The sequence below is a fragment of the Massilia sp. ST3 genome, assembly GCF_018119405.1.
Classification (GTDB): Bacteria; Pseudomonadota; Gammaproteobacteria; order Burkholderiales; family Burkholderiaceae_D; genus Telluria.
On record NZ_JAGPWC010000025.1, the window covers coordinates 1 to 19,265 of the forward strand.

A 19,265-nucleotide genomic window follows, 5' to 3' on the forward strand; every position below is an offset into this window, starting at 1 on the left:
CCCCCCCCCCCCGGGGGGGGGGGGCCCCCCCCCACCCTACAGCCGGCGTTACCGATGATTCCGATTACGCCGGCAGCTTCTCGCCGCCATTCGCTTCCAGCGCGGCCTGCTGCTTCTTGTGGCGCAGCGAGCTCCACAGCGAAGCCAGGATGAAGGCCACACCCACCAGGCCGGTCACCAGCTCGGGCACGTGGAACTTCATGGAGGCCAGCATGATCACGGCCAGGATACCGATCGCATAGTGCGCGCCGTGCTCCAGGTACACGAATTCGTCGAGCGTGCCCTTCTTCACCAGGAAGACGGTCATCGAACGCACGAACATCGCGCCGATCGCCAGGCCCAGCATGATGATCACGACGTCGGTGGTGATCGCGAAGGCGCCGATCACGCCGTCGAAGCTGAACGATGCGTCCAGCACTTCGAGGTACAGGAAGCCGCCGATACCGCCGCGCTTGACCATGTCGCCCATTTCGCCGCCGCCCTCTTCGCCCTTCTCGAGCAGGCTGGAGATCATGTCCACGCCGACGTAGACCAGGATGCCCCACAGGCCGGCGATCAGGACCACCATCTTCTGGGCCTCGTCGACATAGGTCATGCTGAACATCAGGGTGGCCAGCGAGATCATCACCGCGATCGACGACACCTTGCCCAGCGCGCCCAGCTTGCGCTCGAAGTGGCCCAGCCAGTGGACTTCCTTCTCGTCATCCAGCAGGAAGTTCAGGAACACCAGCAGCAGGAACATGCCGCCGAAGGCCGCCACTTCCGCGTGGTGGTTGGTCAGGTGCGACGAGAACGCCTTCGGATCCGACAGCGCCAGGTTCCACACGTCCATCATGCCCAGGTCGGCCGCCACGGCGACGATGACCAGCGGGAACACTAGGCGCATGCCGAACACGGCGATGATCATGCCCAGGCCCAGGAACAGCTTGAGCCAGAATTCGTCCCAGCCCTTGAGCACGGAGGCGTTGACCACGGCGTTGTCGAAGGACAGCGAGACCTCCATGATCGACAGGATGGCCGCGATACCGATCGCGGTCATCGCACCGGCCAGGCCGCTATGTTCGTAGCCCCACCAGCCGGCGAGCGCCAGGCAGATGAAGGTCACGATGAATGACCCTGTGAAGTGCTTCATTGTTGTTTCTCCCCTTGATGAATACATCGTTTTAAAAATCGAATAGGCGCAGTGTAGTTCTTTGCAATATCATGAAAAAGCGAAGATAATCGAAGAATTACTTCCGAAAAACAGAAGACATGAAAAACAGCCCTCCGAACTTCCGCCACCTGCATTATTTCTGGGTGGTCGCCAAGGAAGGCAGCATCACGCGCGCGGCCGAGCGCCTTGGCCTGGCGATCCAGACCGTCAGCACCCAGCTGGCCCTGCTCGAGCAATCTTTCGGCAAAGCCTTGTTCACCCAGCAGGGCCGGCGCCTGGTCCTGACCGAAGCGGGCCGCATGGTGCTGAACTATGCCGACCAGATCTTCCTGCTGGGCGAGCAGATGCAGGAAGCGCTGGACGAATCCGGCAGTTCGCGCGTGCGCCTGACGGTGGGCATTTCCGATTCCCTGCCCAAGTTCACCGCCTACCGCCTGCTCGAAGTGACCACCCAGCTCGACAAACCCGTCAGGCTGGTCTGCTACGAAGACCAGTATGAGGCGCTTCTGGGCGACCTGGCGCTCCACAAGCTCGACGTGGTGCTGACCGACCGCGCAGTGCCCACCGGCACGACCTTGCGCGTGTTCAGCCACCTGCTGTACGAGAGCGAGATGTTCGTGGTGGGCGCCCCGGCGCTGGCCCAGGCCTACCAGCAGGATTTCCCGCGCTCCCTGCACGGCGCGCCCTTCCTGCTGCCGACCCGCGATACCGCCCTGCGCGGCAAGATCGACGCCTGGTTCGAGCGCCACGGCATCCATCCCGACGTGGCCGGCGAGTTCGAGGACAACGCCCTGCTCAACACCTTCGGCCGGCGCGGCCTGGGCCTGTTCTTCACGCCGGCGGCGCCGCTGCCCGAGATCGAGCTCCAGCTGGGCGCCGCCCTGGTCGGCCGCGTGCCCGAGGTGCGCGAGCACTTCTACGCGATCTCGAACGAACGCAAGATCAAGCACCCGGCGGTGGAGGCGATCCTGAACGCGGTGCACGGCGGCGCACTTGCCGACGCCTAGTTGGCTGCGGGACGGTACAATGGTGACGGCTTTGCCTTTTGTTAACTAACCACGTTTATGCAAAACTTTCTATTTGTCGTTCTCGCGCTCTTCCTGGTGGCGCTGAACGGCTTCTTCGTGGCGGCCGAATTCGGCATCGTCACGTTGCGCAAGACCCGGGTGCGGGCCATCGCCAAGACGGCGGGGCTGCGCGGCCGCATCCTGGCCAAGGTGCACGGCCAGCTCGACGCCTACCTGTCGGCCTGCCAGCTGGGCATCACCCTGGCCTCGCTGGGCCTGGGCTGGGTCGGCGAACCGGCCTTCGCCAGCCTGCTCGAACCCCTGTTCGCCCTGGCCGGGGTGACCTCGCCGGAAGTGATCCACGGCGTGTCCTTCATCGTCGCCTTCTCGGTGATCTCCTTCCTGCACATCGTAGTGGGCGAGCTGGCGCCGAAGACGCTGGCGATCCGCGTGCCCGAGGCGGTGGCGCTGTGGTGCGCGCTGCCGCTGTACGCCTTCTACTGGGCCATGTACCCGGCAATCTGGCTGCTCAACGCCAGCGCCAACATGGTGCTGCGCCTGGCCGGCCTGGCCGGCGCCGGCAGCCACGACACGCATTATTCGACCGACGAGCTCAAGCTCATCCTGCGCACCAACACCAGCACCACGACGGGAGAAAGCTCGGGCGCGAAATTCACCGACGACGAACGCAACATCCTGGCGCAGTCGCTCGACTTCAGCCAGCTGGCCGTGTCCGACCTGATGCGCCCGATTAACGAGGTGAGCGCGCTGTACGCCAGCCGCGGCCTGGAGCAGAACCTGGAGACGGTGCGCCGCAACCGCTTCTCGCGCTATCCCTATTTCGACCAGGACGGCGAGGAGGTGCTGGGCGTGATCCACCTGAAGGACCTGTTCTTCGCCCTGCAGGCGGGCCGCCAGATCACCGACCTGACCCAGTTCCTGCGCCCGGTGGAGACGATCTCGGCGCGCACCCCGGCCCAGGACATCTTCCGGCGCTTCCGCAGCGGCGCGCCGCACTTCGCCCTGATCGGCGAAAAGGGCAAGCGCCCGGTCGGCTTCATCACGCTCGACAACCTGCTGGGGGCGATGGTGGGCGAGATCCGCGACGAATTCCGCCTCAACGAGAACGACTGGCTCAAGCAGGCCGACGGCACCTACATCGGCAAGGCCAGCCTGCCGATCTTCTCGCTCGAGCGCGTGCTGGGCATCGACATCGACAACGAGGAGATGGGCCTGGACGATGTCGAATCGGTCGGCGGCCTGCTGATGGCCAAGCTGGGCGACATCCCCAAGCAGGGACAGCGCATCGAGTTCCCGCGCTTCGACGTGGTGGTCAAGAAGATGAACGGCCCGCGCATCCTGCTGGTCAAGGTGTTCCCGCGGCTCACGCGCGGCGACGGCGATGACGACCAGGATTGAGGCGCGGATGAGGATGCGGGCATGAGCGTCGAACGGCGCAACAATGTGCGGGTCGAAGGCAGCGGCGACATCACCATGGTGTTCGCGCACGGCTTCGGCTGCGACCAGGGCATGTGGCGCTTCCTGGCGCCGCACTTCGCGCGGCGCTGCCGCACGGTACTGTTCGACCTGACCGGCAGCGGCCAGTCCGACCACGCGGCCTACGACCGTGACAAGTACGCCAGCCTGCACGGCCATGCCGACGACCTGCTCGAGATCGTGGACGAATTCGCGGACGGGCCGGTGGTCTTCGTCGGCCACTCGGTGAGCGCGATGATCGGCATGCTGGCCACCATCAAGGCGCCGGAACGCTTCGCGGCCCAGGTCATGGTCGGCCCCTCGGCCTGCTACCTGAACGACGGCTTTTACATGGGCGGCTTCAGCCGGCCCGACCTGGAGGAGCTGCTGGCCAAGATGGAAGCCAGCTACCTGGAGTGGTCGGCCGCGATGGCGCCCCTGATCATGGGCGCGCCCAACCAGCCGGCCCTGGGCCAGGAACTGACCGACAGCTTCTGCCGCAGCCGGCCCGACATCGCGCGCCACTTCGCGCGCGTGACTTTCCTGTCCGACCACCGCGAGGACGCGCCGCGGTCCACCACGCCGGCCCTGATCCTGCAATGCAGCGACGACCTGATCGCGCCGCGCACCGCCGGCGAATTCCTGCACCGGCGCCTGCCCCATGCCAGCCTGCGCATGATCGAGAACATCGGCCACTGCGCGCACATGAGCGCACCGGGCGCCTGCGTGCGCGAGATCGACGCATTCCTGGACGCCTCCTTGCGCTGACATACATACAGGCGCACGATACATCTCGCGCCCTCGAAAAGTATTGTATAAACAGTATAATCCGCCCTTGCCGAGCAGCTTTTCGCTCCCCTACCGAGAGTATCATGTCCCTCTTTACCAGAAATAATGTCCGCATCACGGGCGATGGCGCGGCGACGATGGTGTTCGCGCATGGCTTCGGCTGCGACCAGACGATGTGGCGCTTCCTGGCCCCCAGCTTCGCCGGTGCTTTCCGCACCGTCACCTATGATCTCACCGGCAGCGGCGGCTCCGACCTCGGCGCCTACGACCGCGACAAGTACGGCAGCCTGCACGGCCATGCCGACGACGTGCTGGAAATCCTCGACGCCTGCGGCGCCGGCCCGGTGGTCTTCGTCGGCCATTCCGTCAGCGCCATGATCGGGCTGCTGGCGACGATCAAGGCGCCCGAACGCTTCGCTGCCCAAGTGATGGTGGGGCCTTCGCCCTGCTACATCAACGACGGCGACTATGTCGGCGGCTTCAGCCGCGCCGACATCGACGAGCTGCTCGAGACGATGGATGCGAACTACCTCGGCTGGTCGAGCAGCATGGCGCCGGCCATCATGGGCGCGCCGGACCGGCCGGAGCTGGGCCGGGAGCTGACCGACAGTTTCTGCCGCAACGATCCCGAGATCGCCAAGCACTTCGCCCGCGTCACCTTCCTGTCCGACCATCGCGCCGACCTGCCCCTGTCGCGGGTGCCGGCCCTGATCCTGCAGTGCAGCGACGACATGATCGCGCCCCTGTCGGTAGGCGACTACCTGCACCGCCACCTGCCGGCGAGCACCCTCCACGTGATCGACAACATCGGTCATTGCCCCCACCTGAGCGCGCCGACCGAGAGCTCGCAAGCAATCGACGCCTTCCTCGCCCAGACGCTGCGCTGACGTGGCCGGCGCCCTCCCCGGAAGCGACTTCCTGTTCGAGCATGCGGCCTGCGGCCTGATGCTGACCGACAAGGCCGGTTTGGTCCTGCGGGCCAACGGCACCGCGCGCCGCTGGCTCGGCTACGAGGAGGAAGAGCTGGTTGGGCGGCTTCGCCTGCTCGACCTGCTGCCGGTCGGCGCACGCCTGTTCCATTACACGCATTGCCTGCCGATCCTGCAGGTACAGGGCTCGGTCGCCGAGATCCAGGTCGAGATGCGCAACCGCCCCGGCGAGCGTCTTCCCATGCTGATCAACATCGTGCGTTTCCAGGACGGGGACGAAGTCTTCGACCAGTGGGCGCTGTTCAAGGCGTCGGACCGGCGCGCCTACGAGCGCGAACTGCTGACCGCGCGCAAGGCGGCCGAGGCGGCGCTCGAAGCGCGCCTCGGCGCCGAGGCCAAGCTGCAGGAGCTCAATGCGCAGCTGTCGAATGCCGACCGGCGCAAGGACGAATTCCTGGCCACCCTCTCGCACGAGCTGCGCAACCCGCTGGCGCCCATGCGCAGCGCGCTCGAGGTGCTCAAGCTGAAGTTCGGCGCCGGCGCCGACGAGCGGCTGCTGCAGGCATTCGACCGCCAGCTGCGCCACATGACCCGGCTGGTGGACGACCTGATGGAGGTATCGCGCATTACCCAGGGGCGCATGCAGCTGCGCCGCGAGCCGGTCGAGCTGAGCGCGCTGGTGCGCAGCGCCGCCGGCGACGTCGCCGCCATCATGACCGCGGCGCGCCATACGCTGCGGCTGCACATCGCCCAGCCGCCGGTCGTCGTCGACGGCGACGCGACCCGGCTGGCGCAGGTCGTCATCAACCTGCTGACCAACGCCGCCAAGTACACCCCCGAGGGCGGGCTGGTCGACCTCGAACTGGACTGCGATCCCGGCCACGCCCGGATCAGCGTGCGCGACAACGGCATCGGTATCCCGGAAGAGGCGCTGGCGACCGTGTTCGACATGTTCTCGCAGCTCGAACCGGCCCTGGACCGCTCGAAAGGCGGCCTCGGCATCGGCCTGGCGCTGGTGCGCGGCATCGTCGAGCTGCATGGCGGCACCGTGAACGCCCATAGCGCCGGACCTGGACGCGGCAGCGAATTCGAGATTTCACTGCCGCTTGCGCTGGGCGCCGCCTGCCCGGCCTCCGCGCAGGCGGAGGCGGTGCAGCCCACGGCCAGGCGCATCCTCATCGTGGACGACAACGAGGACGCCGCCGAGACCCTCGGCATGGCGCTGGAGCTGTTCGGCTGCGAGACCAGGATCGTGCACACGGCGGCGGCCGCGCTCGACCTGGCGGCGACGTTCACGCCGCAGGCCGCTCTGCTCGACATCGGCCTGCCGGACATGAATGGCTACGAACTGGCGCGCCGGCTGCGCGCCCTGCCCGGCTGGCAAGAGGTGAACCTGATCGCCGCCACCGGCTGGGGACAGGAAAAGGACCGCCGGCTGGCCTTCGAGGCCGGCTTCGACCATCACCTCACGAAGCCGATCGATTTCGAGCGGCTGGGACGGATGCTGGCGGCCTAGGGCTGGTCCTGGCGCACGATCGGGTCCGCGGTGCCGGTCCATTCGCTCATCAGGGAATAGCCCACCGCCAGCAGGACCGGGCCGATGAACATGCCGACGAAGCCGAAGGCGATCACTCCGCCCAGTACCCCGAGCAGGGTCAGCAGGAAAGGCAGGCTGCTGCCGCGGCTGATCAGCATCGGGCGCACCACGTTGTCCACGCCGCTGATCAGGAGCGCGCCCCAGACCACCATGAAGATGCCCCAGCCGGTCTCGCCCTGGGCGAACAGCCACAGCGAAGCCCCGCCCCACACCAGCGGCGGACCGACCGGCACCAGCGAGGACAGGAACACCATCACCGACAGCAGCGGCACCGCCGGCACGCCGGCGATGAAGAAGCCGATCGCCGCCACCACGGCCTGGGCCAGGGCGGTGCCCAGCAGGCCGTACATCACGCCGCGCACGGTCTGGCTGACGGTGTGCGAGACCGATTCGGCGCCCTCGCCCATCACCTTGCGCATGGTTACGGCGATCACGTCGAGCAGCGCCTGGCCGTCGCGGTAGAAGAAGAAGCTCACGAAGGCCGCCAGGCTCATCTGCGCTACGCCGGTGCCGAGCATGATGCCGCCGGCCAGCAGCCAGCGGCGCGCCGGCTCCACCATGCGCTGGGCCAGCTCCACCATGCGCTCGCGGCTGGCGATCAGCTGGCGCAGGTAGGTATCGGCCGCTTCGCCCACCAGCGGGATGTCGCGGATCCAGGATGGCGGCAGCAGCTCGCGGTGCTCGACCAGGGTGCGCAATTCCTCGAAACCGCGGGCGACGTCGTCGGCCAGGTTGTAGGCCACCATCGACAGCGGGAAGATGATCAGGAAGGTCAGGGTCAGCGTCATCGTCAGCGCCGCCAGGCTGCGGCGCCCGCGCATCGCGCGCAGCAGGCGCTGGTACAGCGGCCAGGAGGAGATGACGACGGCGGCCGCGAACAGGATCGCGGCCAGGAAAGGCTTGAGGACGTAGAGGCAGCCCAGCGTCAGCAGGACGACGATGGCGATTCGGGTGTAGTTGCGGCCTGCGCGTTGTTCCATGCCTTATCGGTGAAGTGGTGTTTACACCATCATAGCAGCTGGCGCAGGTCGTGCGCGATGGGCGCCGGGCCCTGGCCGTGGCGCAGGAACAGGCGCACCTTGCCCTCGCGGTCGAACACATAGCTGCCCGCGGTATGGTCGATGGTGTAGTTCGATGGCTCGGCGCCCGCCACCTTGCTATAGAACACCTTGAACTCCTTGGCCGTGCGCGCTGTGGCTTCCAGGTCGCCGCGCAGGCCCAGGAAGCGCTTGTCGAAGGCCGGCACGTAGCTGGCCAGTAGCTCCTGGGTGTCGCGCTCCGGGTCGAGGGTCACGAACAGCACCTGCACCTCGTCGGCGGCCGGGCCCAGGTCCTTCAGCACGGCGGCCATCTCGGCCATCGTGGTCGGGCAGACGTCCGGGCACTGGGTGTAGCCGAAGAACAGCACCACCAGCTTGCCGCGGAAGTCTTCGAGGGTGCGCGGCTTGCCGTGGTGGTCGACCAGCGAGAAGCCCTTGGCGTAGTCGAGCCCGGTCACGTCGACGTTGTTGAAGGCGGCCGGCTTGTCGGCCATCTTGTCGCAGCCGGCGCTGAACACGGCCATCGCGGCCAGCAGCAGGAGGGTCAGGAGTCGCTTCATCGCTCGCCTTGTGTCGGAACGTGTTGAGGAAAACCTAGAACCTGAAGTAATGGTCCACCAGCAGCGCCGCGAACAGCAGCGAGAGGTAGACGATCGACCAGGTGAAGGTCTTGCGCGCCGCCATGTCGCTGTAGTGGCGGTGGATGCGCCACGAGTGGCGCAGGAAGACCGCATTCAGCGCGACCGCGGCCGCCAGGTAGATCAGGCCGCTCATGCCCACCGCGTAGGGCAGCAAGGTGGTGGCGGCCAGGGCCACCGTGTACAGCCACACCTGCAGGCCGGTGAAGCGCATGCCGTGGGTGATGGGCAGCATCGGCAGGCCGGAGCGGGCGTAGTCGTCGCGGCGGTACATGGCCAGCACCCAGAAGTGCGGCGGGGTCCACACGAAGATGATCAGGACCAGCAGCCAGGCCTGCATCGGCACCTCGCCCGCCACCGCGGCCCAGCCCAGGGCGGGCGGCATGGCGCCGGACAGGCCGCCGATGACGATGTTCTGCGGGGTGTTCGGCTTGAGCAGGAGAGTATAGATGAATGCGTAGCCGACGAAGGTGACGAAGGTCAGCCACATCGTGAGCGGGTTGACGAAGGCGTACAGGATCCACATCCCGAGGCCGCCGATCAGGCTCGAGAACAGGATGGTCTGGGTCTGGCTGAGTTCGCCCATGGCGGTGGCGCGGCGCGCCGTGCGCGCCATGCGCGCGTCGATCTCGGCCTCGACCAGGCAGTTCACCGCGAAGGCGGCGCCGGCCAGCAGCCAGATCCCGGCGGTACCGGCGATCAGGACCTGCCAGCCCGGGAAACCGTCGGTGGCAAGGAACATCCCGATCACCGCGCAGAATACCGCCAGCTGGGTCACGCGCGGCTTGGTCAGGCTCCAGTACTGCGAGAACCTGCTCGGGGTTTTATGGATGGCTGTCTGGGTTGTCATTGGTTGGCTTCTTGCCGCGCTGCGCTGCCGTCTACCTTAGCGCCTGCCGCGTGCTATCGCGGCGGACGATCGTGCAGCAGCGCCGCCGGCCATGTCGAGTTGGAACTTCACCCGGTAGTTTAACATGGTCACCAGCAGGACCAGCAGGGCCGCCCCGGCGTTATGCAGGACCGCGATCGCCAGCGGAAAGTCGAAGTAGACCGTGGCGATGCCGGTGAACAGCTGGAGCGCCAGTACCAGGGCCAGGCGCAGCGCCGTCGGGCGCAGGCTGGCATAGGGCAAGGCCTTCCAGATCGCCAGGCCCAGCACCACCACCACCACCAGCGCCGACATGCGGTGCACCCAGTGGATCGCCACCAGGGCCGAGAACGGCAGGTAGTGGCCGGCGGCGGTCTTGCCCAGCTCGCGCCACAGGTGGAAGCCGTGCTCGAAGTCCATCGGCGGCACCACCTGGCCGTCGCACAGGGGGAATTCGTCGCAGGCCAGGGTCGCATAGTTAGTGCTCACCCACCCGCCGAGGGCGATCTGCACGGCCAGCACCACGGCGGCCAGCAGGGCCAGGCGGCGCAGGCCGCGCAGCACCGGCGCGGCGATGGGCAGGCCGCCCGTCATTGCCTTGGGCTTGATCAGGAAGTCCTCGCGCCCGCCCAGCCAGGTCAGCATGGCCAGCAGGGCCATGCCCAGCAGCAGGTGGATGGTGACGATGACCGGCTGCAGCTTGAGGGTGACGGTCCAGGCGCCAAAGGCGCCCTGGATGCAGACGAACACGAACAGCAGCAGGGGCATGGCCGGCTTGAAGGCCTGGTGGCGGGTGCGGCGCCATTGCATGATCGAGGTGAACAGCAGCGCCATGATGATCACGCCGATACCCATCGCCAGGTAACGGTGGATCATCTCGATCCAGGCCTTGGCCACGGTGACCGGGCCGGTCGGCATGGCCGCCTCGGCGGCCGCGATCTCCTCGTGCGCCAGGAAGGGGTTGGCCATGCCGTAGCAGCCCGGCCAGTCGGGGCAGCCGAGGCCGGAATCGGTCAGGCGGGTAAAGCCGCCGAACACGATCAGGTCGAAGGTGAGGAAGACCGCGATCCAGACCAGCTTGCGGTATTTATTCGCATCCGAGGACATCCAGACCATGGCCAGCGGCAGGCTGGCGACCAGCAGGCCCATCGCGGCCAGCTGCAGTATCGAGGAAGCTTGCATGGTCTTATCCGATGGCCGAGGCCTTGAGCAGCTTGGCGATGTCCTTGTACACCTTGCGCGGATCGGGCGACTTCGGGAAGCGCATCATCAGGTTGCCGAGCGGGTCGATCAGGTAGACGTGGTCGGAGGCGCTGGCGCCGCCCTCCACCGGCAGCCAGCCGGCGACCGCGGCGGCGGGGGCGCGCAGCACCGTGACGCCCTCGAGCAGGTCGGCGGGCGCTCCTTCGGCGTCCTTGAACCCGCGCAGGGCCGCGCTATCCACCGGCTGGCCGTCGGTGACCAGCCACACGCGTTCGATGCGGTCCATGTTCTTGCCCTGCATCAGGCGCCATTGACGCATGGCGTGCAGCTGCTCCTGGCAGGCGGCCAGGCAGGCGCCGCCGCCGCTCCTGACCATCAGCCATTTGCCCGCCATTTGCTCCAGGCTGCGCGGCTGGCCCTCCAGGGTGGTCGAATCCAGCTTGGGAATCGGGTGCTGGCGCGGGTCGAGGATGGCGCCGTAATTGGTGCGGCCTTCCGGCTTGATGACGTAGTAGGCCAGGTAGGAGGCGATCAGCGGCGAGGCGCATACCAGCAGCACCAGGAACAGTTTCCAGCGTCCACGGATGCGCGCCTTGGCCGGGTCGGCCGCGCCGGGGTCAATCACGTTTTTTTGAACCACTTCGAAATCCCGTTATCACAAAGAAGAGGATGGCCATGGCCGCCAGCGCATACCACTGGAAGGCATAGCCGCGATGCTTGTCGATGCCGCTGGAGGGCGCCGGCCAGTCGCGCGCCAGCGTGTCGCCCGCAGCGCCCGGGGCGCTCTGCTGCACCAGGAAGGGCGCGAAGGCCAGCCCGCTGGCGCGCGCCAGGTCCTGGGGCGCCAGGTTCTGCACCAGCTCGCCCGGTTTGAGCGCCTGCGCGGCGCCGAGCTCCATCACCTTGCCGGCCGAGGCGACCACCTGCCCTTCGATCGTCACCACGCCCGCAGGCGTGGAGAACGGCGGCAGCTTGCCATATTCCGCCTGGCGCGGCAGCCAGCCGCGCAGCACCAGCACATGCGTGTCGCCGCCTGCTATTCTAAACGGCATGGCGAGCACATAGCCGGTCTGGCCGTTCATGGGGCGATTGGAGAGGAAGACCGGCCAGGTGGCGACGAATTCGCCGCGCATGCGCACGCGGCGGAATTCGAGTGCGCCGGCGTCCTGGCCCGCAGCGGGAACGCCAGCCATGCCCAACACCAGGGGCGGCTCGGCGGCGCGGGCGGCCTGGCGCGCCTGGAGTTCGGTTTTCTGGGCCGCCCTGCCCTGCTGCCAGTTGCCGAGCAGGATGCCGATGCCGGCAACGATGACTGCCGCGATGAAAGGAATGAGGCGGAAATGGAAGGCGAAGCGCATTACAATGGTGCCTCAACCTTTCCCGGGCCCATCATGAAATTCTTTGTTGCCATCGCCTTCATCCTGATCCTTGCCAGCCTGGGGTCGGCCCTGTTCTTCCTGATGCGCGACAAGGGCCGTAGCAACCGCACCGTGCATGCGCTGGCGATGCGGGTGGGCTTGTCGATCGCGTTGTTCCTGAGCTTGCTTGCGGCCTACAAGATGGGGTGGATCGCGCCGACCGGTATCCGTTAAGCGCACCGCAAACCCGCATCACCCACACCCACGAAAACAATAGGGACGGCCACACCGTGACCGTCCCCATGCATGTCAATCCGTAGCGCTTACAGCCAGTACACGACGACGTACAGGCCCAGCCACACCACGTCGACGAAGTGCCAGTACCAGGCGGCGCCTTCGAAACCGAAGTGATTGTCCGCCGTGAAGTGCCCTTTCAGCACACGGTAGAGGATCACCGACAGCATGATCGCGCCCATGGTCACGTGGAAGCCGTGGAAACCGGTCAGCATGAAGAAGGTCGAGCCGTAGATGCCCGAGGTCAGCTTCAGGTTCAGTTCCGAGTAGGCGTGCATGTATTCATAGACCTGGAAGCCCATGAAGATCGCGCCCAGCAGGATGGTGGCGAACAGCCAGAACGCCGTCTTCGAGCGGTGGCCGGCGCGCAGTGCGTGGTGCGAGATGGTCAGGGTCACGCCAGACAGCAGCAGCAGCGCGGTGTTGATGGTCGGGATCGGGAATGGGCCCATGGTCTGGAAGTTGTCGACCACGCCTGCCGGGCCGGTGTTGCCCCAGACCGGCGCGAAGTCGGGCCAGATGAACTTGTGGTCCAGGTCGGCCAGCCAGGGCATGCTGACGGCGCGGGCATAGAACAGCGCGCCGAAGAAGGCGCCGAAGAACATCACTTCCGAGAAGATGAACCAGCTCATCGACCAGCGGTAGGACACGTCGATGCGCTTGCTGTACATGCCGCGCTCGGATTCGCCGATCGCGTCGCCGAACCAGAAATACAGCACGATCAGCATGGCCACGATGCCGGCCAGGCAGACCGCCGGGCCCCAGGACAGGCTGTTGACCCAGGCCGAGGCGCCGGCCATGGTGGTCAGCATCGAAATGCCGGCGAACATGGGCCAGCGCGACGGGCCTGGCACGAAGTAGTAAGGCGCGCCGTGTGGCGTGGTTGTTGGCGAACTCATCTTCATCTCCTCAATCGAACTGCTTTTTGAATTGTTGGGCTGCTCTACCAGAACTTGGATCCCCGCCTTCGCGGGGAAGACGTTTCGGCGCCAGAGGCCGGAACGCGTATCTGCCTATTCTTTCACTGTCCTTTTACTGCGACACCGCGAACCTCACCGCCAGCAGCAGCACGCCGATGAACAGCGCCGCGCCGATCAGCCCGGCGATGATGACGTGCACCGGGTTCAGGTTGGCGGCGTCGTCCTCGTAGTCGCGGCGCTTGCGCACCCCGAAGAAGGACCAGAACACCGCCTTCATCGAAGCCAGGAAACTTCCCTTGCGCTGGTGCGGTTTGTCCTCCATGTCCCTTCCTTACTTTGCCGCCACCGTCGTGGCGCCGTTCATGCCGCCGATCTCGAAGAAGGTGTACGACAAGGTGATGTTCTTCACTTCGCGCGGCAGCGCCGGATCGATGAAGAACACCACCGGCATCTGGCGCGCCTCGTTCGCCTTCAGGGTCTGTTCCTGGAAGCAGAAGCAGTCGACCTTCTTGAAGTGCGGCGTGGCGGACTGCGGCGCGTAGCTCGGAATCGCCTGCGCCTTGACCACCCTGCCCTGCGTGTTGACCACCTCGTAGACCACGGTGGTCAGCTCGCCAGGGTGCACCTCAATGCTGCGCTGGGTCGGACGGAACCGCCACGGTCCCTGCGCATTGCCGTCCAGCTCGACCGTGATGACGCGCGAACGGTCGACCTGGGTATTCGTCGGCGCCTCGACCAGCCCGTCCTTCTGGGTCAGCACATTAATGCCGAGCACCTCGCAGATCTGGCGGTACATCGGCACCAGCGCGTAGCCGAAACCGAACATCATCACCGCCACCACCACCAGTTTCCCGAGGGTGGTCCGGTTCAGGCGGCGGATGCGGCTGCTCGTCGGGTTCATCCCGGCCCCCGGTTCAGCTCAGCAGCGTGAACTTGACGAACACGCTGATGAAGAAGAACAGCGCAATCCCGCCCAGGACCAGGGCGGTTTTCAGATTGCTGGGCTTGTTTGCCTCGGTGCCCATGATTACTTCACCAGCGGCGGGGTTTCGAAGGTATGGAACGGCGCCGGGCTCGGCACGGTCCACTCCAGGCCTTCCGCGCCTTCCCACGGCTTGGCGTCCGCCTTCTTGCCGCCGCGGATGGTCGGCAGCACCACGAAGAACAGGAAGTACACCTGCGACAGGCCGAAGCCGAAGGCGCCGATGGACACGATCATGTTGAAGTCGGTGAACTGGGTGGCATAGTCCGCATAGCGGCGCGGCATGCCGGCCAGGCCCAGGAAGTGCATCGGGAAGAAGGTGATGTTGAACGTGATCAGAGACAGCCAGAAGTGGATCTTGCCGGCGGTTTCAGGATACATGTGGCCGGTCCACTTCGGACCCCAGTAGTAGAAGCCCGCGAACAGCGCGAACAGCGAGCCCGCCACCAGCACGTAGTGGAAGTGCGCCACCACGTAGTAGGTGTCGTGCACCTGGATGTCGATCGGGGTCACGGCCAGGATCAGGCCGGTGAAGCCGCCCATGGTGAACACGAAGATGAAGCCGACCGCGAACAGCATCGGGGTCTCGAAGGTCATCGAGCCCTTCCACATGGTGGCCACCCAGTTGAACACCTTCACGCCGGTCGGCACGGAGATGAGCATGGTGGCGTACATGAAGAACAGCTGCGAGGTCACCGGCATGCCGGTGGTGAACATGTGGTGGGCCCAGACGATGAAGGACAGGATCGCGATCGACGCGGTCGCATAGACCATCGAGGCGTAGCCGAACAAGGGTTTACGTGCGAAGGCCGGGATGATCTGCGACACGATGCCGAAGGCCGGCAGAATCATGATGTAGACCTCGGGGTGGCCGAAGAACCAGAAGATGTGCTGGTACATGACCGGGTCGCCGCCGCCGGCGGCGTTGAAGAACGAGGTGCCGAAGTGGCGGTCGGTCAGGGTCATGGTGATCGCGCCCGCCAGGACCGGCATCACGGCGATCAGCAGGAAGGCGGTGATCAGCCAGGTCCAGCAGAACATCGGCATCTTCATCAGGGTCATGCCCGGTGCGCGCATGTTCAGGATGGTGACGATGATGTTGATCGAACCCATGATCGACGAGGCGCCCATGATGTGCATCGCGAAGATCGCCATGTCCATGCCGATGCCCATCTGGGTCGACAGCGGCGCATACAGGGTCCAGCCGGCGGCGGTGGCGCCGCCCGGCGACAGGAAGGACGCGGCCAGCAGGATCGCGGCCGGCGGCAGCAGCCAGAACGAGAAGTTGTTCATGCGCGCGAATGCCATGTCCGAGGCGCCCACCTGCAGCGGCAGCATCCAGTTGGCGAAGCCGACGAAGGCCGGCATGATCGCGCCGAACACCATCACCAGGCCGTGCATGGTGGTCAGCTGGTTGAAGAACTCCGGACGGAAGTACTGCAGGCCCGGCTGGAACAGCTCGGTGCGGATCATCAGCGCCAGCACGCCGCCAGAGAGCAGCATGATGAACGAGAACCACAGGTACAGGGTGCCGATGTCCTTGTGGTTGGTGGCGAAGAGCCAGCGGCGCAGACCGTGCGGATGGTCGTGCGCGTGATCGTGGCCGTGATCGTGTGCGTGATCGATAGTGCTGGTAGTCATTTCAATATCCTTGAAGCGAACTCAGTTGCCTGCGTTATTTGCGTGCGGCCAGGACTTCTGCCGGCTGGACGATGTTTTCCGCGGCCTTGTTCGACCAGGCGTTGCGGGTGTAGGTGATCACGGCGGCGATCTCGGTGTCGGACAGCTGCTTCCAGGCCGGCATCGCGGCCGGGTACTTCGGCGTGTCCTGGCCGTTCAGCAGCACGTCGACCTGGTGGGCCTTGGCGCCCAGCACGACTTCCGAGCCTTCGAGCGGCGCGAACGCGCCCGGCACGCCCTTGCCGTTGGCCTGGTGGCAGGCCACGCAGTTGGCGCTGTAGACCTGCTCGCCGCGGGTCTTGAGTTCGTCGATGGTCCAGGTCTTGGTCGGATCGTCCGCCAGGGCGGCCATCGCCTTCTTCTTGCCGTCGACCCAGGCGGTGTACTCGGCGTCGGTCACGACGCGCACCACGATCGGCATGAAGGCGTGGTCCTTGCCGCACAGCTCGACGCAGTTGCCGCGGTAGACGCCGGTCTTCTCGGCCTTGAACCAGCCGTCGCGCACGAAGCCCGGGATCGCATCCTGCTTGATGGCGAAGGCCGGGATGGTCCAGGCGTGGATCACGTCGTTGGCGGTGAAGACCATGCGGATCTTCTTGTTCACCGGGACGACCATTTCATTGTCGACTTCCAGCAGGTAGTTCTCGCCCTTCTGCTGGGTGGCTTCCTCGCCCGGCAGGCCGATCTGGGCGCGCGGGGTGGCCAGGTTCGACAGGAAGGAGATGCCCTCGCCTTCGCCCTTCAGGTAGTCGTAGCCCCATTTCCACTGCATGCCGGTGGCCTTGATGGTGATGTCGGCGTTCGAGGTGTCCTTCAGCGCGACCACGGTCTTGGTGGCCGGCAGGGCCATGCCGATGACGATCAGGAAGGGAACGATGGTCCAGGCGATTTCGACGGCGGTCGATTCGTGGAAGGTGGCGGGCTTGTGGCCCAGGGATTTGCGGTGCTTGAACACCGAATAGAACATGACGCCGAACACGCCCACGAAGATGACCAGGCAGACGATCATCATCCAGTTGTGGAGGGAATAGATGTCGGCGCCGACGCCGGTCACGGGGGCCTGCATGTTGAGCTGGTGCTCGACCGGCCGGCCCGTGATTTCCGGTGCCGCCCACGCAGGGATGCCGGCAGTTACAGCGAGGCCGAACAGCATGGCCCCAAGTCGCGATGCATAAGTCATGTATGTCCCCAACCACCCAAAAAAATAAAAGTATTTTTTAGACGGCGGCGATTTTCGAGAACAAACCGCCGCCGCTCCGAACCTTGTTCGCAGAGGGCTGCCGGGTCGTCCCGCGAAAATTGCGCTGCGGAATGGTGGAAACCATCACGCCGAGCCCGGCCAGCGCTCTGCTGGCAGGGACCGGCGTCTCTCTGCGGATGCTGCAATTCAGTTCTATTTATTCCCCGGATTGCTGTTTTTTTCAGCGTTATTCTGGTCCGGAAGAGAAAAATAGCGATTGATTATACTGAAATTGCTAATTTTTATTCAAGGAAAATCGGGACACCGGCAGACTGTCGTATGCATGTTGAATCAGCGCGGTTTCGGCGGGTGGAAACGCACGATCGCCTCCCCCGAGGCCGTGGCCCGGGGCGCGGGAAGAAAAGCGTGGCCATAGATGACTTCGAAGGTGAGCGCCAGCTTGCCGTCCGGGCGGCGCTGCGCCTCGAACGCGTCCAGGACCTTGCGCCATGCGGCGCGCCCGACCAGGCCGCGGCGGCGGTTGTCGAGCGGGTTGCCGCCCAGGGCGCGCACGTCGGCCAGCAGCGCCTCGGCCGTGTCGTAGGTGACGGTGATGCGCTCCATGTCCATCACCGGGGTCGAGAAGCCGGCCTCCACCAGCTGGTCGCCGAAATCGTGCATGTCGACGAAAGGCAAAGTGTGGGGGGCGTCGTCGAGCGCGGCGAAGGCGGCGCGCAGCTCCTGGAAGGTGTCGGGGCCGAAGTTCGAGAACATCAGCAGGCCGTCCACGCGCAGCACGCGGCGCCATTCCGCGAACACGCGGTCCGGCAGCGGATGCCAGTGCAGCGCCAGGTTCGACCACAGCAGGTCGAGCGAGTTCGCGCCAAGGGGCAGGTTGCCGAAGTCCCCGCACAGGACGTCCAGGCCCGCCTTTGCTGGCAGGAAACGGCTGAGCATCTGGTTGAGCGAGCGGGTGCTGGGCGCCGGCTTGCCGGCGGCGGCGGTCATGGCGGGCGCCGCATCCAGGCCCAGGATCTGGGCCGCCGGATAGGTCTTCTGCAGCAGGGCCAGGTCGGCGCCGGCGCCGCAGCCGGCATCCAGCACCTGTTTGGGGGCGATCTTCACCAGCTGCAGGCGCTCGTGCATGCGCTGGGCGATCTCGCGGCGCAGGAAGTCCGAGGGCGCAATGCGCTCCGGCTGCGCGAACAGCGCGCGCACGCGCGCCAGGTCGATCGGCGCGCTCATGGTGGACGGGGATTGAGGAGAAGCCATGGAAGGGGTGCGTACAAATGAGATAATGGCGGAAGTTTACTCGTTTATGACGAAGCAAGCCGATGCTTGATGCGGTCCCTCCCTGGCGGCGCTGGCCCGGCGCCCTGCTGCGCTGGCTGTTGCCGTCCTGCTGCGCGCTGTGCGGCATGCGCGGGGAGGACGGGGTCTGCCACGGCTGCGAGCATGCCTACGTCGCCGCGCGGCCGCGCTGCCCGGTGTGCGCCAATCCGGCGGGCGCGCTCGACGCCGCCCTGCCCTGCGGCGCCTGCCTGGCCGCGCCGCCCGCCTTCGACGCCACGCTGGCCGCCTGCGACTATGCCGCGCCGCTCGACGGCCTGGTGCTGCAGCTGAAGTTCGGCGCCCAGCTGGCCTTGGCGCCCTGGATGTCGCGCGCGCTGCACCGCGAAGCCGGGCGCGCCGGCCTGCCGCCGCCCGATCTGCTGTGCCCCGTGCCGCTGGGCGCGCACCGGCTGGCCGGGCGCGGCTACAATCAGGCGCTGGAGGTGGCGCGCCCCCTGGCGCGGCTGCTCGGCGCCGAATTGGCGCCGCGGCTGGCGCAGCGGGTGCTGGAAACGGCGGCGCAGTCGGGTGTCGCGCCCGGGGAACGCCGGCGCAATGTGCGCGGCGCCTTCGCCGTGGCGGACGACACCCTGGTGCGCGGCCAGCACGTGGGCGTGGTCGACGATGTCATGACCAGCGGGCACACGCTGGATGAACTGGCGCGTGTACTGAAGCAGGCGGGCGCCGTGCGCGTGACCAATTTCGTGTTCGCGCGCACGCCGCCACACCGTTAGGGTTGGCGGCTTCGCCGCCGACGCGTTCGACACGCGCCTGCACGGCCATGCGGGCATGGGCCGGACGCGTCGGCGGCAGAGCCGC

20 protein-coding genes are annotated in these 19,265 nt (G+C 66.2%); 7 read left to right on the forward strand and 13 right to left on the reverse strand.

From position 1 onward, the window contains the following. Nucleotides 1-64 precede the first annotated feature (64 nt). Nucleotides 65-1,132 (reverse strand): DUF475 domain-containing protein, encoded by a 1,068-nt coding sequence (locus KBW98_RS10685; protein ID WP_211520118.1) that lies wholly within the window; start codon nucleotides 1,130-1,132, stop codon nucleotides 65-67. Between the two features lie 119 nt (nucleotides 1,133-1,251). Between KBW98_RS10685 and nhaR the strand changes: the two genes are divergently transcribed. The 5 genes from nhaR (at nucleotide 1,252) to KBW98_RS10710 (ending at nucleotide 6,870) form a co-directional block, all read left to right on the forward strand. Next, a complete protein-coding gene (nhaR, locus tag KBW98_RS10690) occupies nucleotides 1,252-2,160 on the forward strand; it encodes a transcriptional activator NhaR (RefSeq protein ID WP_211520119.1) in 909 nt (302 codons plus the stop codon). 57 nt (nucleotides 2,161-2,217) lie between these two features. After that, nucleotides 2,218-3,579: a hemolysin family protein gene (locus KBW98_RS10695; RefSeq protein WP_211520120.1), complete on the forward strand. Its 1,362-nt coding sequence runs from the start codon at nucleotides 2,218-2,220 to the stop codon at nucleotides 3,577-3,579. 21 nt (nucleotides 3,580-3,600) lie between these two features. Beyond that, entirely contained in the window at nucleotides 3,601-4,404 is an 804-nt protein-coding gene (locus tag KBW98_RS10700) for an alpha/beta fold hydrolase (protein WP_211520121.1), read from the forward strand. A 104-nt stretch (nucleotides 4,405-4,508) separates the two neighbouring features. Continuing rightward, entirely contained in the window at nucleotides 4,509-5,312 is an 804-nt protein-coding gene (locus tag KBW98_RS10705) for an alpha/beta fold hydrolase (protein WP_211520122.1), read from the forward strand. Nucleotide 5,313: 1 nt separating this feature from the next. After that, complete coding sequence (locus KBW98_RS10710; protein WP_211520123.1) at nucleotides 5,314-6,870, forward strand: ATP-binding protein; 1,557 nt, start codon at nucleotides 5,314-5,316, stop codon at nucleotides 6,868-6,870. Here KBW98_RS10710 and KBW98_RS10715 read toward each other — a convergent pair. From KBW98_RS10715 to KBW98_RS10740, 6 genes are read right to left on the reverse strand one after another with little or no spacing between them, the layout of a single operon-like run. Continuing rightward, nucleotides 6,867-7,931, reverse strand: coding sequence for an AI-2E family transporter (locus KBW98_RS10715; RefSeq protein ID WP_211520124.1), 1,065 nt, complete (start codon nucleotides 7,929-7,931; stop codon nucleotides 6,867-6,869). The two genes, KBW98_RS10710 and KBW98_RS10715, sit on opposite strands and share 4 nt — an antisense overlap. Nucleotides 7,932-7,960: 29 nt before the next feature. Continuing rightward, nucleotides 7,961-8,551, reverse strand: a complete 591-nt coding sequence (locus tag KBW98_RS10720; RefSeq protein ID WP_211520125.1) for an SCO family protein — start codon at nucleotides 8,549-8,551, stop codon at nucleotides 7,961-7,963. A 34-nt stretch (nucleotides 8,552-8,585) separates the two neighbouring features. Next, nucleotides 8,586-9,479, reverse strand: coding sequence for a heme o synthase (gene cyoE, locus KBW98_RS10725; RefSeq protein ID WP_211520126.1), 894 nt, complete (start codon nucleotides 9,477-9,479; stop codon nucleotides 8,586-8,588). 36 nt (nucleotides 9,480-9,515) lie between these two features. Further along, nucleotides 9,516-10,679 carry a heme A synthase gene (locus KBW98_RS10730; protein ID WP_211520127.1) on the reverse strand — a complete coding sequence of 388 codons (1,164 nt, stop codon included), beginning with the start codon at nucleotides 10,677-10,679 and terminating at the stop codon, nucleotides 9,516-9,518. A 4-nt stretch (nucleotides 10,680-10,683) separates the two neighbouring features. After that, a complete protein-coding gene (locus KBW98_RS10735) occupies nucleotides 10,684-11,325 on the reverse strand; it encodes a cytochrome C oxidase subunit I (protein ID WP_211520128.1) in 642 nt (213 codons plus the stop codon). Next, nucleotides 11,318-12,058 carry an SURF1 family protein gene (locus KBW98_RS10740; RefSeq protein WP_211520129.1) on the reverse strand — a complete coding sequence of 247 codons (741 nt, stop codon included), beginning with the start codon at nucleotides 12,056-12,058 and terminating at the stop codon, nucleotides 11,318-11,320. The genes KBW98_RS10735 and KBW98_RS10740 overlap by 8 nt, the downstream gene beginning before the upstream one ends. A gap of 33 nt (nucleotides 12,059-12,091) precedes the next feature. On the opposite strand from KBW98_RS10740, the gene KBW98_RS10745 reads away from it, so the two are divergent. After that, nucleotides 12,092-12,292, forward strand: coding sequence for a twin transmembrane helix small protein (locus KBW98_RS10745; RefSeq protein WP_211520130.1), 201 nt, complete (start codon nucleotides 12,092-12,094; stop codon nucleotides 12,290-12,292). A gap of 89 nt (nucleotides 12,293-12,381) precedes the next feature. On the opposite strand, the gene KBW98_RS10750 is transcribed toward KBW98_RS10745, so the two are convergent. From KBW98_RS10750 to KBW98_RS10775, 6 genes are all read right to left on the reverse strand, one after another. Further along, a complete protein-coding gene (locus tag KBW98_RS10750; protein WP_211520131.1) occupies nucleotides 12,382-13,251 on the reverse strand; it encodes a cytochrome c oxidase subunit 3 in 870 nt (289 codons plus the stop codon). A 133-nt stretch (nucleotides 13,252-13,384) separates the two neighbouring features. Beyond that, nucleotides 13,385-13,594, reverse strand: a complete 210-nt coding sequence (locus KBW98_RS10755) for a DUF2970 domain-containing protein (protein WP_211520132.1) — start codon at nucleotides 13,592-13,594, stop codon at nucleotides 13,385-13,387. A gap of 9 nt (nucleotides 13,595-13,603) precedes the next feature. Then, the gene (locus tag KBW98_RS10760; RefSeq protein ID WP_211520133.1) at nucleotides 13,604-14,173 is read right to left on the reverse strand and encodes a cytochrome c oxidase assembly protein; all 570 of its coding nucleotides are present in this window, start codon (nucleotides 14,171-14,173) and stop codon (nucleotides 13,604-13,606) included. A 126-nt stretch (nucleotides 14,174-14,299) separates the two neighbouring features. Next, the gene (ctaD, locus tag KBW98_RS10765) at nucleotides 14,300-15,895 is read right to left on the reverse strand and encodes a cytochrome c oxidase subunit I (protein ID WP_211520134.1); all 1,596 of its coding nucleotides are present in this window, start codon (nucleotides 15,893-15,895) and stop codon (nucleotides 14,300-14,302) included. Nucleotides 15,896-15,929: 34 nt separating this feature from the next. Next, nucleotides 15,930-17,114 (reverse strand): cytochrome c oxidase subunit II, encoded by a 1,185-nt coding sequence (gene coxB / locus KBW98_RS10770; RefSeq protein ID WP_211520135.1) that lies wholly within the window; start codon nucleotides 17,112-17,114, stop codon nucleotides 15,930-15,932. Between the two features lie 351 nt (nucleotides 17,115-17,465). After that, a complete protein-coding gene (locus KBW98_RS10775; RefSeq protein WP_229429117.1) occupies nucleotides 17,466-18,386 on the reverse strand; it encodes a methyltransferase domain-containing protein in 921 nt (306 codons plus the stop codon). Nucleotides 18,387-18,448: 62 nt separating this feature from the next. Here KBW98_RS10775 and KBW98_RS10780 point away from each other — a divergent pair, with 62 nt between their 5' ends. Further along, on the forward strand, nucleotides 18,449-19,180 hold the full coding sequence (locus tag KBW98_RS10780) for a ComF family protein (RefSeq protein ID WP_211520136.1): 732 nt from the start codon (nucleotides 18,449-18,451) through the stop codon (nucleotides 19,178-19,180). The last annotated feature ends 85 nt before the right edge of the window (nucleotides 19,181-19,265 follow it).